Source organism: Niabella hirudinis (genome assembly GCF_051201075.1).
In the GTDB taxonomy this organism is placed as follows: Bacteria; Bacteroidota; Bacteroidia; order Chitinophagales; family Chitinophagaceae; genus Niabella; species Niabella hirudinis.
On sequence record NZ_JBPEHJ010000019.1, the window covers coordinates 16,581 to 31,359 of the forward strand.

Here is a 14,779-nt window from a genome sequence, read left to right on the forward strand (position 1 = left end):
AGGCAGATGTGAGTGTCATAGGCACGACAGATGTTTCGGCTAACGGCTCTCAACCCTTCGTCTGGATGGCGATACGGGTTAAAACCCGCTCTTACAATATTCATCTGCCGCTATGCGGCGGGTACAGTTTGCATGCTAACTTGACGCGCATACGATGGCGATCGGGATTGTTTCGGCATCTAAAGATGATTGTTAGTCAATAGATGCTGAAACAAGAATAGATCCCGGGTCAAGCCCGGGATGACATCTTCAGAACGACATCATGCTGCAAAGCGACTTTTGAGACAGCCCCTTAATGTTAGGGAGTGCTATTCTCCAACTACCCACTCAGGGTGTGGTAAAACCGTATTTCTTATAGATAGCTTTTGCAGATGCGCTTTTTAAAAAGCGCATAAAATCTTTGGCGGCCTGCGGATGTGGCGCAGCCTTTAGCTGGCCTGCCATATAGGTTGCCCGGATGTTTTCATCGTCCGGTATGGACACCAGCTCCACGGGATGACCGATCATTGCCTGGTAATATGCCTCTGAATACCAAACGGGGCCTGCGTCCGTTTTTCCATAGAGCACCCACATCGGTGTTTGCCGGTGATGAATTTGGGTAAGCAGCGTTGTGCTGTCTTTTACTTTTGCATCCATGATCCGGCTTTTAAGCTGTTCGCCACCAGCTTTAACATAGGCAGCTTCTATTCTTTTGCCAATTCCTTCAAATTCCGGGTTGGGCATGGCCACCAATACGTCTTTTTTCCCCAGATCTTTTAATCCTCTGATCCCTTTGGGATTTCCCTCCTGTACCATTATGGCCAGTTTATTGTAGGCATAAGCTGCGGTGTCCGCAAACAGGCGCGCCATTGCATCTATCCGGGTTTTACCGGCGGTATAAACATCCGGCTTTAGGGTAATACGCAGGTTACCCATAGTTAAAGACCCGCCTTCTATTTGTTTTGCGAGGACCCCCGGAGGTAATGTTTCTGCAAATATTCGGGTGTAACGCGGGTACGATTTTTTAAATGCGGCCAGCAGCTCATCAATGCACATAAACTGGTTTCCCGCAAAAAACACCACCAGTTGGGGATCATTAATGTCGCCGTAAAGGTCGGGCACATTATCTACGCCCGGTACGGTAAACATCACATTACTTTGCGGAGGCGTGTTCCAGGGCGGGTCAAAACGGTGCTCCTGTGCCGCTATGAAACCGGCACATACCTGGCAAAGGGCCAGGATCATAAACTTCCTTTTCATTTCTGATTATTTTGCTTCTTATCGATACTGCTCTTAAGGCATTGCAGCAGTTCCCGGGCCGGGCACTTATATACCTCCCGGCCGTGGTTTCTTCACAGAGCCTGTTTTTAACTATCAGGGTTTGATCACCGACCATCCTTCTGCCTGGCGAAGGATTAGTTCTCCATTGCCGCTTGGCGCCAGGCCAATAAAGTCATAGATCCGCTCCCGGTCGATCTTCCGTTCTTTCAGGGTATTGGCGCATTGTACCAGGATCACACCTTTATTTACGAGCTGCTTTAATGCATCCTCGTACTTACTCCCCTTTAAAAAGGCATCTGTACCTCCACTGAATGCCACCAGCTCCGCCTTCAATTTCCCTTTTAGTCTTGGGTCATCTAATGCATTATTGAGGTTGCGCAGCACTTTTTCAATAATCTTCGGGTCCCCGTTATCCATTTGATAGATGACCCTGTATTGTTTTAGCCGGGCCACAGCACCCGAAAAATTCCGGTTCTTTTCCTCCTGCTTTGTCAGTTGCTGGGCAGATGCCACCCAACTCAACATCACGCATCCGATAGCCAGTAAGATCTGTTTCATTGTCTTTTTTTTATGTGAAAACAAAATTATGTCCCTGTGAGGCCGTTTATACCAGGCGGGGAGTAAAAAATAATTGATCCCATCAGTTAATGTTCACAAATTGATCCCTGCCGAAGTATACTATTAATTCGCTTGTCCTTTTAGTATAGCCTGGGCCATTTCAATCGGTCGATAAGGGCCATATTTGTGCTGCTGCTCAGAAAAGCTGTCTACATAAGGCCCATACGGTGCGTCCAATGGCTTTTTTGCCAGCAATTGCCAATCTTCATGCTGATCAAAAGCGGGGCGCGGATGGCTATTGATATAGGCCGCCACATCCCAGCATTCCTCATCCGTAAGCTGGGGATTCTTGTAAGTAGTGCCCAGGGGCATATTATTTTTTATAAAGCCGGCCATACCCCGCAAACGGAATAACCCCGCACCATCATTAAAACTTTCGGCACCCCATAAGGGAGGATATAAATGGCCGGAGCCTTCCGTATTGGGCTGGCCGGCGCCATCGGCTCCGTGGCAGGTGGCGCACCGTGCCTCGTAGGTGCTCCTACCCTTTTCCGGATCAGCCGCCCGGGCAAGGAATGGGAGCTGCCTGATTGAAGTTCCCGGTAATGCTTTGCCCTTTGGCACGCCATCGCCCAGCCAGCGAATATATGCATAAATGGCCTGCATTTCCCTGGAGGCAGTGTCCAGTTTCTGCCCGTTGAGGCTCCGTAGAAAACAATCGTTGATCCGCTCATAAATATCCTGGATGCCATTGTTGCGCGCACGGTACCGGGGATAGGTGGCAAACACTTTTCCAAAATTATTTCCAAATGGTACCGTACCTCCCTTAAGATGACAGTTCTGGCAGTTCATCCCATTGCTAAGCGCGGCCACTTTTCCCTTAGGTCCCAGGTAGTAGGATGTATTTGCGATCAACTCGTAACCGTAACGGGCCAGCCGGCCGGCTTCTGTATAATCGGGAATCTGGTAATGGTTCCAGCCGGTCCACACCGGTTCCGCGGCTTCTGTACCTGCATTTTCCTTTTGAGAAGAATCATGCTCGTTACCTCCGCATCCGTTTTCAGCAAGCATGAGCAGGATCATTGCCAAAAATATAAGGGCCGGTATCAAAAAAGCTTTCATGTGCGCTGTACTTTTATGCCACAAAACTAAGCCCGCCCGCAGAAATACGTAAATGACTAAAGCCAATAGGCCATAACTTAAAGTTATACTTAATTAGTCTACTATTCAAATAGAATATACCACGCTTAGGATTTCTCCTGCTCCAGTTGCTGTTGGTACTGCCGTATATGCTCCTGTATTGCTTTTTCAGGTTTGGGATATGCAATATCCTTATAGGTCTCCAGCCGGCTCAGCAGGATGGATGCAACAAGGTAGCGGCAGATATCCTTATCATCTGCAGGGATCACATGCCAGGGCGCCCTGGGTGGGCTTGTATGCCGGATAGCATCTTCGTAGCAGTCCATATACCGCTCCCATAGTTTTCGTTCCGCCAGATCGCCCGGCGAAAATTTCCATTGGTGTTTTTCTTTTTCCAGGCGTCGCAGTAAACGTGCTTTTTGCTCTTTCTTGCTCAGGTTAAGGAAGAACTTAAATAGCAGGGTTCCGTTTTCTGCCAGCTGTTCTTCAAAATGATTTATTTGCCCGAACCTTTTTTCCCAAAAATCCCGGGGCAGGTCTTTTACGTTTTCAATTCCCGGTATCTTTTCGTTCAGCAGGTATTCCGGGTGCACCCGGGTTACCAGTACATTTTCATAATGTGTGCGGTTAAATACCCCGAATTTTCCTTTCTCCGGCAAGGCAATGGCATGCCGCCACAGATAATCATGCTGCAGCTCAAGCGCGGAAGGAGTTTTAAAGCTATTGACCACAACGCCCCTTACATTAAATTCTTCAAACACTTCGCGGATGAGACTATCCTTGCCTGAGGTGTCCATTCCCTGCAGACAAACCAGCACGCTGTAACGGTTGTGTGCATACAATTTCTCCTGGAAGGCAGCGAGGTCCTTCCGGATTTTTTTCAACGCTTCTTTTGCTTCAGCTGGTTTTACCCGGGAGGAAATATCGGTTGGGGCGTCCTTTAACTTAAAATTTTTCCCAACTTTATATTGCGTTCCTAATTCAGATTTCATATATTGTTCTTTAGATGCGTATTGAAGATACTAAATTCTCTATACTGCCCGCTCGTTACTATGCAAAATGTGCAACGAAGGGAACTCCCGCGTCCGACTTCGGAGGACAAGATCCAAATCCCAAGTACTATACCCCAAATTCCGAAACCGAACCATCAACATTTTCAATTTTCATCACATTTTACTTCTCACCATTAACAAGTAGAAAGTGAATAGTGAAAAGCAGGCTTTGAACATGAAACCTTTTAAACCGTTTTCTTATTGTTCCGCTTTAAGATTACTGCATGCAGCACAAGGGTGAGGCAGATAATGGAAAAACCAAGATAAAAGCCATTATTAAGCGATTTATTCTCTTTAAGAATAATAAAAGCCATCAGGATGCCGTATAGGGGTTCCAGGTTGTAAGATAAGCTTACAGTAAACGCCGAAAGCTTTTTGAGGGCGTTCATTGAAAACTGGAAGGCCACCACAGAACAAAGCCAGGCAAGCACCAGCAGCCACAAAAAATCGCTCAGGGAGGGCAGCAGTGTCGTCACCGGAAATACCCTGAGGTAAAAGGGCATAACCAGCGACAGGGTGATAAACCCTCCCGTCATTTGCCAGGTAAGCACCGTTTGCATATTGATCCGCTTCATCGAAAACTTGAGCAGGATGGGAAACAACGCAGCAAAAAAGGAAGAAACAAACCCCAACAGGATACCCAGCTTGTATTGTGCGTCAAAATGAAAGATCAGGTAAATCCCCAATACCGAGCAAAGCCCCAGGATCAGCTCTGTTTTATTAATGCGTACCCGGTTGAGCAGGGGCTCCAGGATGGCCGAAAAGAAGCCCACCGCCGAAAGACAGACCAGCCCAATGGATACATTACCATATTTGATAGAGGCATAAAAAAACACCCAATGCAGTGCCGACAAAAAACCGATGCCGGAAATTTTCAAGGCCTCTTTTACCGGCAGCTTCTGTAATTTCCCGGTTATGCGCATCAGTATCCAAAGTGTTACCGCGGCAATCATTAGCCGGTACCAGACTAATAGCCCTTCATTCAGCGTGATCAGTTCTCCCAAAATCCCTGTAAATCCCGCCAGCAATACTGCGATATGTAATTGTAAAAACGCTTTTTTCATCCATACTTCTTTTATCTGCAGTTTAGCAGCGGCCTTGGGCCGTCTCCGGAGGCGGGAAAAACTGCGCATGCAAGCTAATTAAATTGCAGAACTTTGACCACAAACATTCATTCCCTTATTTTTGTTAATAACAGATGTTAGCTGTTAATAACTTGATATGGAAATAAACGTAACCTCGGAAATTGGTTTGTTAAAAAAACTGCTGGTACACAGCCCGGATAGCGGCATCGGTAAGGTGATCCCTTCAAAAGCGCAGGATTGGCTTTTTGAGGACATTGTACACCTGGATACCATCCGCAGGAAGGAATACGATTATTATACAAAGCTGCTTTTGTACTTCCTGGACCCCGCGGCAATCAAAGGGCGCCTGGCAGCTATCGATGATCCCAAAAATGATTACCAGTTTTTTAAACCGGGACGTCCGGGTTTTCATCATTCAAAAAACGTTATTGAAATACAGGTGCTGCTGGCCGATATCCTCCAGAAATCCGCTATTAAACAAAAGCTGGTGGCCTCTGTTTGCGCCATCGAAAACTGTTCTTACCAGATCCAGGAATTGTTGCTTACACAAAAGCCGGAGGAGCTTGCCAGGATCTTTATCAGCGGTACCGGCAATAACCTCGAAATGCTGTTTCCCCCGGTGCCCAACTTCATTTTTACCCGCGATATCGGTATTGTCATAAAAGACCATATCCTGCTCAACAAGCCCGCCAAAAAAGCAAGACTGCGGGAGGCATTGCTGATGAAATATATCTTTTTTAACCACCCGCTGTTTAAGGATTACCGGAACAATATCATTGAGCTTTCGGACAGTCCCTATCATTTCCTGCTCCCGGTGGATGCCGATCAATACAATGTGACCCTCGAAGGCGGCGATGTAATGGTAGTAAGCAGTAACCACGTAGTGATCGGGATCAGCGAACGCACCAGCAAGGCAGCGGCCCACCAGGTAGCCACCACCCTTTTTAAAAAAAATATCGTTGGCAAGGTAACCCTGGTGCAGATCCCTCAAAAAAGGGAGTACATGCACATCGACACGATCTTTACACAGGTAAAAAAAGACACCTGGGTGATGCTCGGCGCTTTTTCAAGCAGGCGCGCAAAAAAAGAAATGAGCGATGTAATCCTGAGAGCCATTGAAGACCAGCAGCCGGAAATGGCCGTTTCCATTATTCAATTCCGGAAAAACAATCCCTCCCGGCCGGTTCGCTTTGAAAGCCTGGAAGACCTGCTGACCGACATCAGCAAAAAGGACCTGAAAGTAAAAGGCCCTGTAACCATTCTCCATTCGGGCAATGATGAATTCCCCTTCGACCTTCGGGAGCAGTGGACCGACAGCTGCAACCTGCTGGCGTTGAGAGACGGCGTGGTTGTGGGTTACGACCGGAACGACAAAACCCTGGAGGCCTTTCGCCTGGCGGGTTTCCGGATCATCGATATTAAAGAGCTGCTGCCACAGCTGGAAAGCGGTGCAGTGGATCCTGAAAAACTGAGTAATATTTTTATCACCATCCCATCGGCAGAACTTTCAAGGGCCCGGGGCGGCTTTCATTGTATGAGCATGCCCCTGCTGCGCGATACCATTTAAAATTCCTGCGCGCCATCTGCCCGCGCGCATCATGATCAATTTTTTTTATGCAAACGACCTCTCACCTATTGATGATCCGGCCCATTGCTTTTGGTTTTAATACAGAAACAGCAGTAAACAATGCATTTCAAAAAAAGAAGGATGACTGGAACGTGAACGAAAAGGCCCAGCAGGAGTTTGACCAGCTGGTGGCGCTTTTAAAACAGCACCAGGTTGATGTTTGCGTAATCCAGGACCTGCCGCAGCCATATACACCGGACTCGGTTTTCCCCAATAACTGGATTTCCATGCATGAAGACGGACAGATTGTGCTTTACCCGATGTTTGCTTCCAACCGGAGAGCCGAACGGGCCAAGGGCGTCCTTGACCAGCTAAAAGAAAAGTTTATCATTTACTCCAATGTGGACCTTACCGGCTACGAAAAAGAAGAGCTCTTCCTGGAGGGAACCGGTAGCATGGTGCTGGACCGGGTGCATCAAAAAGCCTACGCCTGCCTCTCGCCCCGCACGGATGAGCGGGTGCTGCTGGACTTTTGCGAAATGCTTGATTTTACCCCGGTACTTTTTCATGCAGCCGATGGCAATGGCACCCCGGTATATCATACCAATGTAATGATGAGCGTAGCCGAGGATTATGCGCTCATTGCCACCGACAGTATTACCGACAAAGGAGAACGCGAAGCAGTATTGCAATCACTTACAGGTAGCGGCAAGGCCATCATCCCCATTAGCCTTAATCAAATGGAGCAGTTTGCCGGCAATGCCCTGCAGGTAAAAAATACAGAAGGGCAACGGTTCCTCGTTATGTCTTCCGCCGCCTTTGGGTCGCTGACGCAGCAACAACGGCTGCAACTGGAAACCTACAACCCCATTTTACATACGTCCCTAACCACTATTGAGCAAAACGGCGGGGGTAGTGCACGGTGCATGATTGCCGAAATCTTTCTCCCCCTGCATCAACCGCATCATTCCCGCTAATACATTCAATATAAAACAACCAATAAGAGGTAAAAAAATAAACAGATGAAACAAACTATCCTTTGCACTCTTGTAATGCTGTGGGCTACCTTGCTACAAGCCCAGCCCCCCTACAAAGACAGCCTCAATCAGTTTATAGCCGCCTACGTAAAGAATCACCAGGTGGTAACAGGAGCCCATAAGAAACAGTTTCGCTTTTTCCCGGTTGACCAGCACTACCAGGTAACGGCTCATTTCAAAAAGGTAAACGACAGTCCATGGGTTACAATCCCAACCTCCAACGGCAAACCCAAACAATACCGCATTTACGGATGGCTGAGGTTTAAGTTAAACGGGCACAATCAAAAACTGGCAGTCTACCAATCCCAGTTCCTGTTACAGCACAACGAATATTTTGACTACCTGTTTCTCCCCTTTAAAGATGCCACCAATGGCAAGGAAAGTTACGAAACCGGGAGGTACATGGATCTGAAGATATCGGATATCCGGGACGGGCGTATTGTTTTGGACTTTAACAAGGCCTACAATCCTTATTGCGCTTATGTAACGGGAAAATACAGCTGCCCGCTGCCGCCCAAAGAAAACCATCTGAAGATCGCCATCAATGCCGGTGAAAAACAATTTGCCAAAGAATAGCAGACGCTAATTTCCCAGAGTTTTTGCCAGACCTTCACTGAAAGACAGGGGTGCATAGCCCAATACCTCTTTTGCTCTGGATATATCCAACCCGCTTTTTAATGGACGCCGGGCCAGCGCTTTTAAGGAAGCTGTTGCAACGGGCTCCAGCAGGGGCGCTTCCATTCCCAAATACGCTGCCGCCTTCATAGCCATGCCATAGGGCGACAGAACATCTGCGCCACAGAGATGAAAAATGCCCGTTACCTTTTTTTCAATGATGGCCGCAATACCCTTTGCCAGGTCGCCGGCGTAGGTCGGTGTTCGTTCCTGGTCGTTCACAACTTTATAAGGCTCCTGGTTCCGGAGTTTTTTTGCAATCATCGTAACAAAACAATCGCGGCCATACAAGGGCTTTCCATATACAAAAACAGTTCGTACAATGGCCCATGGATACCCGTATTCCTGCACCGCTTCTTCCGCCTCCAATTTGGTACGGCCATAATAACTGATAGGATCTGCGGGATCGCTTTCTTTATGCATCCCTTCCTTCCCATTAAAAACAAAGTCCGTTGATAAAAAAATAAAGAAGCTCTCACAGGCCGCAGCGTTCAGCAGCAACTGCACCGTTCCCACGGTATTGATCTTATACGCTTCCTGCTGGTCTGTTTCACAATCATCCGGTTTGCTCATGGCACCGCTATGCACCACCACATCAGGTTGTATGGCTTCAAATGCTGCGTCCAGCGCATACGGATCTGTAAAGTCCATTTGCACAAACCGGTAACGGGGGTTTTTAAATGCGGAGCGATCATCGGTACGTGAAGTGGCAAATACCTGGTGTCCCTCCTCCAGCAATTGCTGCACTACATAACTCCCAACCAGCCCGTTTGATCCTGTTACTAAAATTTTCATAGTACAATAATAGCAAGATAGAACGGGAAATGTGGAAATTTGAAAATGGAGATCCGTTAAAGCTCCATATTCTTTACCCGGGAACTTTAAACAGGGGAACACGGCACCTGCGCCTGAAACTTCAGAAGGATTAGAAACGGGCGCATTCCACATTGCCGCTGTCATGCTGAATTTACTTCAGCATCTATGCATATTGTCGTTCAATAGACCCTGAAACAGGAATAGATCCCGGGGCAAGCCCGGGATGACATCTTCAGGGTAACATTGTATTTATAGAGTGCAGCAATTGGAATGCACCTTCGAGACTTGAGATCTGAGATTTACCCACACACATTTGAGCATGAAAACGATTCCAACCTGAAACTTTAAACCTCAAATATGAAACAAAAAAAAGCCCCGGAATATTCCGGAGCCGTGAATGTTATAATATCTGAGAAAACATTATCCCAGGTAGGATTTCAGGGCACTGCTATAACGTGCCTTTTGCAGTCTTTTGATCGCTCTTTCCTTGATCTGGCGGATACGTTCCTTGGTGAGGTCGTATTTCTGGCCGATTTGCTCGATAGTAACCCCGTTTTCACCGTCCAGGCCAAAATAAGCATTTACGATTTCAGCTTCCCGTGGAGAAAGCGATTTTAATACCCGGCGGATCTCGTTGCGCAACGAATCTTTCATTACATCATCATCCGTATCGGAGCCGCCTTCGAGCAGGTCGCCCATGGCTACATCCTCCGCTTCGTGTACGGGTGCATCCAGTGAAGTATGGCGGGTATTGCTCTGGAAAATATTGTTAATCTCTGTTTCACTCATTTCGAGCAGTTCCGACAATTCTTCTGTAGAAGGTTCCCGTTCGTGCTCCTGTTCAAAAGCCATATACGCTTTATTGGCTTTGTTGTAAGTACCAATTTTATTCTGCGGCAGCCGCACCAGCCTTCCCTGTTCGGCCAAAGCCTGTAGAATAGACTGACGGATCCACCAAACGGCGTAAGAAATAAACTTAAATCCCTTTGTCTCATCAAAACGCTGCGCCGCCTTGATCAGGCCGAGGTTGCCCTCGTTAATCAGGTCGCTTAACGAAAGCCCCTGGTGCTGGTATTGTTTGGCTACAGAAACCACGAAACGAAGGTTTGCCTGAACCAGTTTATCCAATGCACGCTGATCGCCCATTTTAATTTTCTGGGCCAGTGTTGTTTCTTCTTCGGGCGTAATCATAGAGATCTTGGAAATCTCCTGCAGATATTTTTCGACCGCCTGAGAGTCACGGTTAGTAATTTGTGTAGCAATTTTTAGCTGGCGCATAATAAAATTTAATTATAATAGCCGTCCGAACAAGGGTCCGGATTCCTATAGAACAATATTAACAGTTTTTTTAAAACATCCAAAGGTACAATAGATTTTGCGAAAAACCATCGGACCAAAGGAACTTATCTGTAATATAACAGTTTTTTTAAAAGATCGTTCTTATACTTATTATGACGTTTTTAATGAAGAATTCCTCCCGGTATCGTTTCTTTTCAACAGGACCATCATCGCGATGCCTCCGATGATCATCAGGAAGGAGATCAATTCTGCCTGGGTGATTTGCATCCCCAGGAAATCCATCTTCACATTTACCCGGATCTTTTCAATAAAGAAACGTTCTACTCCATTCAATACCAGGTAAATACCAAAAAGCATACCGGGCGTTTTGAAGCGCTTCCGGATCGCCCACAGCAATCCAAAAAGGAGCAGTCCCATAATAATTTCGTAAAGGGAGGTAGGAAATACCGGAACGGGCAGGTGGTTGCAGTATTTGCCCACGCAGCCTGAGAGGGCCACACCGGTTTCATTTACATTGTGGGGAAAATCATAAGCAAAAAGCCAGTCTGGCAGAAAGCTCAGGAAGCCGGGCTTGGGGAAAAAGGCGTGATGCGTGGAATTGCGAGCAAAAAAATCAGCATGCTGCGTCACCGCCGCCTGAAAATCATTGACGGAAGCCGGAGCAATACCTCCTGCTGCGGTGGTTTTGAAAGCGGCATTATAAATACCCCAATCGCCATCGCCCGAAACCTGGCAGCCAATGCGTCCAAGGCCGTAAGCCAGCATCATTACCGGGGCCATCACATCCAGAAAATGCCGGAAATTGATCTGGTGCTTGCGGGTATACCACCACAGCGCAATACCGGCGCAGATAAGCCCCCCGTAAAAAGTAAGTCCCGACATGGAGAAAATGGAGGCCGGATCTTTAATAAACGAATCCCAGTTTTCAAAAGTATCAAACAATTTAGCTCCCAGTAATCCAAAAATGATCGCGATCATCGTGATCTCACCCACACGGTCGTGCGGCCATACCCTGATGGTGCGTGTTTCGGGCTGCGCCAGTTTTTGCTTGTTTTTTTCGCGCCACTTAACAAATACAAACAATAAGCCGAGCGCAATACCCGCCAGCCAGTTTCCCTGGGATGAGAAAATATATTCCTGGGGATTAACAGCATTGCCATTGGCAAAAAACAAGCCGATGATCTTATATCCAAGCACAAATCCGAGGATAAAATTAACAACCAGTTCTCCCGGTGTGGCAGGTTTTCCTACTTCCACTTTTTCCTCTACCGGCCCCAGCAGTCCTTCTTTTCCCTTTCTGCGAAGCTCCCGGGCCAGCACAACAGAACAGATGATAAAGGCCAGGGCTACAAAAAATCCAAAGGAATTTACAAAATGCAGAAAGTTCCACTCAATCCCGAAAAAATCTTTAAATACGTAATACAGGTTTGGATACATGCGTTAAAGTTGAGCACAATATTACAAATATAATGCTGGTTTAAGGTTTAAACATTTAAAAGTTTTGCCTTGCCGGGCCAACAAAAAAAAGGCCTTCCATGCTTCCATGCAAGACCTTCCGTTTCTTAACAGTACCGGTCATTAATTGCAATACTCGTCAAAAGCAGCAACCAGGTTCTGGGCGATCATTTGTGCTGAACGGCCTTCAATCTGATGGCGCTCAATAAAATGCACCAGCTCCCCATCTTTAAATAACGCAATGGAAGGAGAAGAAGGCGGGTAAGGTAACAGGTGCTCCCGCACTTTGTTTACCGCATCCAGGTCAAAACCGGCAAAACTGGTAGTAAGATGGTCGGGTTTTTTTTCTGTATTGGCTACCGCCAGCAGCACCCCGGGGCGCGCAGTACCAGCGGAACATCCGCATACTGAATTGATTACCAAAAGATTGGTTCCTTTTTTTGCTAATGAAGCTTCTACCGCTTCGGGAGTAGACAGGTTTTCAAAACCATTGTCTGTCAATTCCTCCATCATCGGGATCACTATTTCCTGTGGATACATATTTATATAGATTTAAAACGATAACACAAAAATATAGAAAAAGTTGGAGCAATAGCCCCGATCTTACCTAAACAGCAACCCGTATTGTGCGGTGAAGTTTTGAAGACGGCAACTTAAAACTCATCAATCCGGCCCTGCCCTCCTTTAGCCAGGCATTAATGAGCCCATTTACCTGACAGCCCGGGGATACACTTAATAAAAACAAGACATTTTGTCAACAAAAATAAAAAATATATGTCATTTTTTCCGATATTTTCATTTGGCTCCCGATTTGATCCCAGCTATACAAATCAAAATCTTAAAAAATAAAACAAATAGCAATGACAAACGTAAAATTTAACGGAACCCCTTTTGAAAGAACCTTAACCAGCCTGGTAGATGATTTTATGACTGAAATTCCCACACTTTTCAAAACCGATGTCAAAAATCCGAACATAAAAGGTTTTGTTCCAGTGAACATTACTGAAAAGGAAAATGAATACCAGGTAGAGGTAGTAGCTCCCGGGTTGGAAAAAAGCGATTTTAAGATCAATCTGGATCAGCAGGTATTGACCATTGCGGCCGATCAAAAGGACAATACAGCCGCAGCAACGGACAAAACCATTCGCAAAGAGTTCAGACCCCGCGGTTTTAAAAGAACATTTACCGTTGACGACAAAGTAGATACAGATAAGATAGAAGCCAAATATGTTAATGGTATCCTAATTGTAACGATTCAGAAAAAGGAAACTATTAAAACAGCGTCAAAAGATATAGAAGTTCTTTAATGAAATAAACGCATATAAATTTTTCTCATAAGCAGTTAGTTTTGGTTTAGAGCCTGTTGTTTCTACAATGGGCTTTTTTTTATTTCAGGTGCTGAAATAAACCTTATTCCTCCGGAGTTCGTCATAATCCAGTAAATTCGCAAATCATTTTAACCGCCCATTATGATCATGCTCAAAAAAATTGTAATTTTTACAGCCTTTGTGCTATCCGTTTGCGGCACCCTCAATGCACAGGTTATAAATGACACCGTAAACCTTCCCACAGTTTCCAACACCGTTCGCCACGCTGATACAGCGTTGCGGATCATTAACCTCTACCCCTATTTTTCCCTGCATGTGGACTCCAACCTGTCCTACAGACTGCAGATCAACAAGCCTCAAAAAAACTATTACTGGTTTCTAAAAGATGCCCCGTCGGGCCTGCGGATCGATAAGGATGAAGGAACACTTTCCTTTAAGTCCAATAAATCGCTTTTCATGTCGGGGAGGCTGAAATATGATACCAAATACCCGGTGCAGATCGGTGTGCAAAGTCTGTCGGACCCTCATGACCGGGTAGACACTTCTTTTACGATCTCGTTTTACAGTACCGATATCATTTTTCCCCGGATAAAGCCCTCCGTGGTAAGCCCGGTATATGTAGAGGAGGGCAATAAACTCTCCTTCAACGTGCTTTGCGACAACGGAAATTTTGCCATCGAACGGATCCTCGTTACCAGCAATATTTCCATTGGCGGTTTTAAGCTGCCCAAAGCCTGCGACGATACATTTGAGTGGACCCCCGGCTATGATTTCGTGGGCGACAAAGATTCGGCCCAGGTAAAGATCGTAAACCTGATGTTCATTGGCACTACGCAGTTTAATTTTACGGACACGGCCAAGGTAAGAGTGGTGATACGCAATGCGCTCAATTTTGACATTGCTACACGAGAGTACAATGACGCCCTGGAAAATATGAACCGCTGGCTCCTGCGTTATAAATACACTTTTCTTCAGCTGGATAAAAAACTGAAATCGACTAAAACCTGGAGATCAGGTTTTGATATTACTACAGCCACCACCACCACTACCGGAACCGTAATATCCACAACCGTGAACAACAACAAAGTGGCAACTCCAAAAGTGCTGGCCGGAGCCGGTGCCCTGGCCATACCGATAAGGGAAGCCGCGGTTCCTTCAAAAACGGTAGAGCAAAACCAGGCGGGGCAGCTCCGGGCAAATATCAAGCGCCTCGAATATGTTGTTTTTGACTGTAAGCTATCCAGCGACCGGGATCCGAACATCGCTTCCAAAACGGAAACCTTAAAAAAGGAGCTTCGCCAAAGTCAGGCCCAACTGGGGGAAGTACCTACAGAAATGGCGGAAAATATGTCGGAAGAACAGATCAACAAGTACTTTAATAGTTCGAGAGTACAACGGAAATACCGGTTAAAATAGAATTCTCCCTGCAGACCATCACAAAACCAATGCTCATATTTCAGCTTAAAGTGCCGGCATACAGGTTAGCGGGACACAATGCTGTATACAA

General features: G+C 46.3%; 14 protein-coding genes. 5 read left to right on the plus strand and 9 right to left on the minus strand.

Features of this window, described 5'->3' with window-relative positions; genetic code table 11:
* Positions 1-327: 327 nt before the first annotated feature.
* The 5 genes from GGU45_RS21190 to GGU45_RS21210 form a co-directional block, all read right to left on the minus strand.
* On the minus strand, positions 328-1,239 hold the full coding sequence (locus GGU45_RS21190) for a molybdate ABC transporter substrate-binding protein (RefSeq protein ID WP_435228197.1): 912 nt from the start codon (positions 1,237-1,239) through the stop codon (positions 328-330).
* Positions 1,240-1,353: 114 nt separating this feature from the next.
* A complete protein-coding gene (locus GGU45_RS21195) occupies positions 1,354-1,818 on the minus strand; it encodes a DsrE family protein (RefSeq protein ID WP_435228198.1) in 465 nt (154 codons plus the stop codon).
* A gap of 123 nt (positions 1,819-1,941) precedes the next feature.
* The gene (locus GGU45_RS21200; RefSeq protein ID WP_435228200.1) at positions 1,942-2,940 is read right to left on the minus strand and encodes a c-type cytochrome; all 999 of its coding nucleotides are present in this window, start codon (positions 2,938-2,940) and stop codon (positions 1,942-1,944) included.
* Between the two features lie 125 nt (positions 2,941-3,065).
* Positions 3,066-3,950: a PPK2 family polyphosphate kinase gene (locus GGU45_RS21205; protein ID WP_435228202.1), complete on the minus strand. Its 885-nt coding sequence runs from the start codon at positions 3,948-3,950 to the stop codon at positions 3,066-3,068.
* Positions 3,951-4,195: 245 nt separating this feature from the next.
* A complete protein-coding gene (locus GGU45_RS21210) occupies positions 4,196-5,143 on the minus strand; it encodes a DMT family transporter (RefSeq protein ID WP_435228204.1) in 948 nt (315 codons plus the stop codon).
* Positions 5,144-5,231: 88 nt separating this feature from the next.
* On the opposite strand from GGU45_RS21210, the gene GGU45_RS21215 reads away from it, so the two are divergent.
* Genes GGU45_RS21215 through GGU45_RS21225 form a run of 3 tightly spaced genes read left to right on the plus strand, consistent with a single transcriptional unit; the run spans position 5,232 to position 8,275 of the window.
* Positions 5,232-6,662, plus strand: a complete 1,431-nt coding sequence (locus GGU45_RS21215) for an arginine deiminase family protein (protein ID WP_435228206.1) — start codon at positions 5,232-5,234, stop codon at positions 6,660-6,662.
* A gap of 47 nt (positions 6,663-6,709) precedes the next feature.
* Positions 6,710-7,639 carry a citrulline utilization hydrolase CtlX gene (gene ctlX, locus GGU45_RS21220; RefSeq protein WP_435228208.1) on the plus strand — a complete coding sequence of 310 codons (930 nt, stop codon included), beginning with the start codon at positions 6,710-6,712 and terminating at the stop codon, positions 7,637-7,639.
* 45 nt (positions 7,640-7,684) lie between these two features.
* Positions 7,685-8,275, plus strand: a complete 591-nt coding sequence (locus tag GGU45_RS21225; RefSeq protein WP_435228210.1) for a DUF1684 domain-containing protein — start codon at positions 7,685-7,687, stop codon at positions 8,273-8,275.
* A 6-nt stretch (positions 8,276-8,281) separates the two neighbouring features.
* On the opposite strand, the gene GGU45_RS21230 is transcribed toward GGU45_RS21225, so the two are convergent.
* The 4 genes from GGU45_RS21230 to GGU45_RS21245 all read right to left on the minus strand — a co-directional run bounded on the left by GGU45_RS21230 (position 8,282) and on the right by GGU45_RS21245 (position 12,484).
* Positions 8,282-9,169, minus strand: a complete 888-nt coding sequence (locus GGU45_RS21230; RefSeq protein WP_435228212.1) for an SDR family oxidoreductase — start codon at positions 9,167-9,169, stop codon at positions 8,282-8,284.
* A gap of 441 nt (positions 9,170-9,610) precedes the next feature.
* Positions 9,611-10,468, minus strand: a complete 858-nt coding sequence (locus GGU45_RS21235) for a sigma-70 family RNA polymerase sigma factor (protein WP_008585204.1) — start codon at positions 10,466-10,468, stop codon at positions 9,611-9,613.
* 171 nt (positions 10,469-10,639) lie between these two features.
* On the minus strand, positions 10,640-11,926 hold the full coding sequence (locus GGU45_RS21240; RefSeq protein WP_435228215.1) for a prolipoprotein diacylglyceryl transferase: 1,287 nt from the start codon (positions 11,924-11,926) through the stop codon (positions 10,640-10,642).
* 141 nt (positions 11,927-12,067) lie between these two features.
* A complete protein-coding gene (locus GGU45_RS21245; RefSeq protein ID WP_435228217.1) occupies positions 12,068-12,484 on the minus strand; it encodes a BrxA/BrxB family bacilliredoxin in 417 nt (138 codons plus the stop codon).
* A 320-nt stretch (positions 12,485-12,804) separates the two neighbouring features.
* Here GGU45_RS21245 and GGU45_RS21250 point away from each other — a divergent pair, with 320 nt between their 5' ends.
* Positions 12,805-13,251 carry an Hsp20/alpha crystallin family protein gene (locus tag GGU45_RS21250; protein WP_435228219.1) on the plus strand — a complete coding sequence of 149 codons (447 nt, stop codon included), beginning with the start codon at positions 12,805-12,807 and terminating at the stop codon, positions 13,249-13,251.
* Positions 13,252-13,413: 162 nt separating this feature from the next.
* A complete protein-coding gene (locus GGU45_RS21255) occupies positions 13,414-14,688 on the plus strand; it encodes a hypothetical protein (RefSeq protein ID WP_435228220.1) in 1,275 nt (424 codons plus the stop codon).
* Positions 14,689-14,779: the final 91 nt, after the last annotated feature.

Coding starts and splice junctions, on each gene's coding strand:
- GGU45_RS21245 (WP_435228217.1), bottom strand. CDS start 12,484: ATGTATCCACAGGAAATAGTGATCCCGATGATGGAGGAATTGACAGAC.
- GGU45_RS21240 (WP_435228215.1), bottom strand. CDS start 11,926: ATGTATCCAAACCTGTATTACGTATTTAAAGATTTTTTCGGGATTGAG.
- GGU45_RS21250 (WP_435228219.1), top strand. CDS start 12,805: ATGACAAACGTAAAATTTAACGGAACCCCTTTTGAAAGAACCTTAACC.
- GGU45_RS21190 (WP_435228197.1), bottom strand. CDS start 1,239: ATGAAAAGGAAGTTTATGATCCTGGCCCTTTGCCAGGTATGTGCCGGT.
- GGU45_RS21235 (WP_008585204.1), bottom strand. CDS start 10,468: ATGCGCCAGCTAAAAATTGCTACACAAATTACTAACCGTGACTCTCAG.
- GGU45_RS21205 (WP_435228202.1), bottom strand. CDS start 3,950: ATGAAATCTGAATTAGGAACGCAATATAAAGTTGGGAAAAATTTTAAG.
- GGU45_RS21210 (WP_435228204.1), bottom strand. CDS start 5,143: ATGCGCAGTTTTTCCCGCCTCCGGAGACGGCCCAAGGCCGCTGCTAAA.
- GGU45_RS21225 (WP_435228210.1), top strand. CDS start 7,685: ATGAAACAAACTATCCTTTGCACTCTTGTAATGCTGTGGGCTACCTTG.
- GGU45_RS21255 (WP_435228220.1), top strand. CDS start 13,414: ATGATCATGCTCAAAAAAATTGTAATTTTTACAGCCTTTGTGCTATCC.
- GGU45_RS21195 (WP_435228198.1), bottom strand. CDS start 1,818: ATGAAACAGATCTTACTGGCTATCGGATGCGTGATGTTGAGTTGGGTG.
- ctlX (WP_435228208.1), top strand. CDS start 6,710: ATGCAAACGACCTCTCACCTATTGATGATCCGGCCCATTGCTTTTGGT.
- GGU45_RS21230 (WP_435228212.1), bottom strand. CDS start 9,169: ATGAAAATTTTAGTAACAGGATCAAACGGGCTGGTTGGGAGTTATGTA.
- GGU45_RS21200 (WP_435228200.1), bottom strand. CDS start 2,940: ATGAAAGCTTTTTTGATACCGGCCCTTATATTTTTGGCAATGATCCTG.
- GGU45_RS21215 (WP_435228206.1), top strand. CDS start 5,232: ATGGAAATAAACGTAACCTCGGAAATTGGTTTGTTAAAAAAACTGCTG.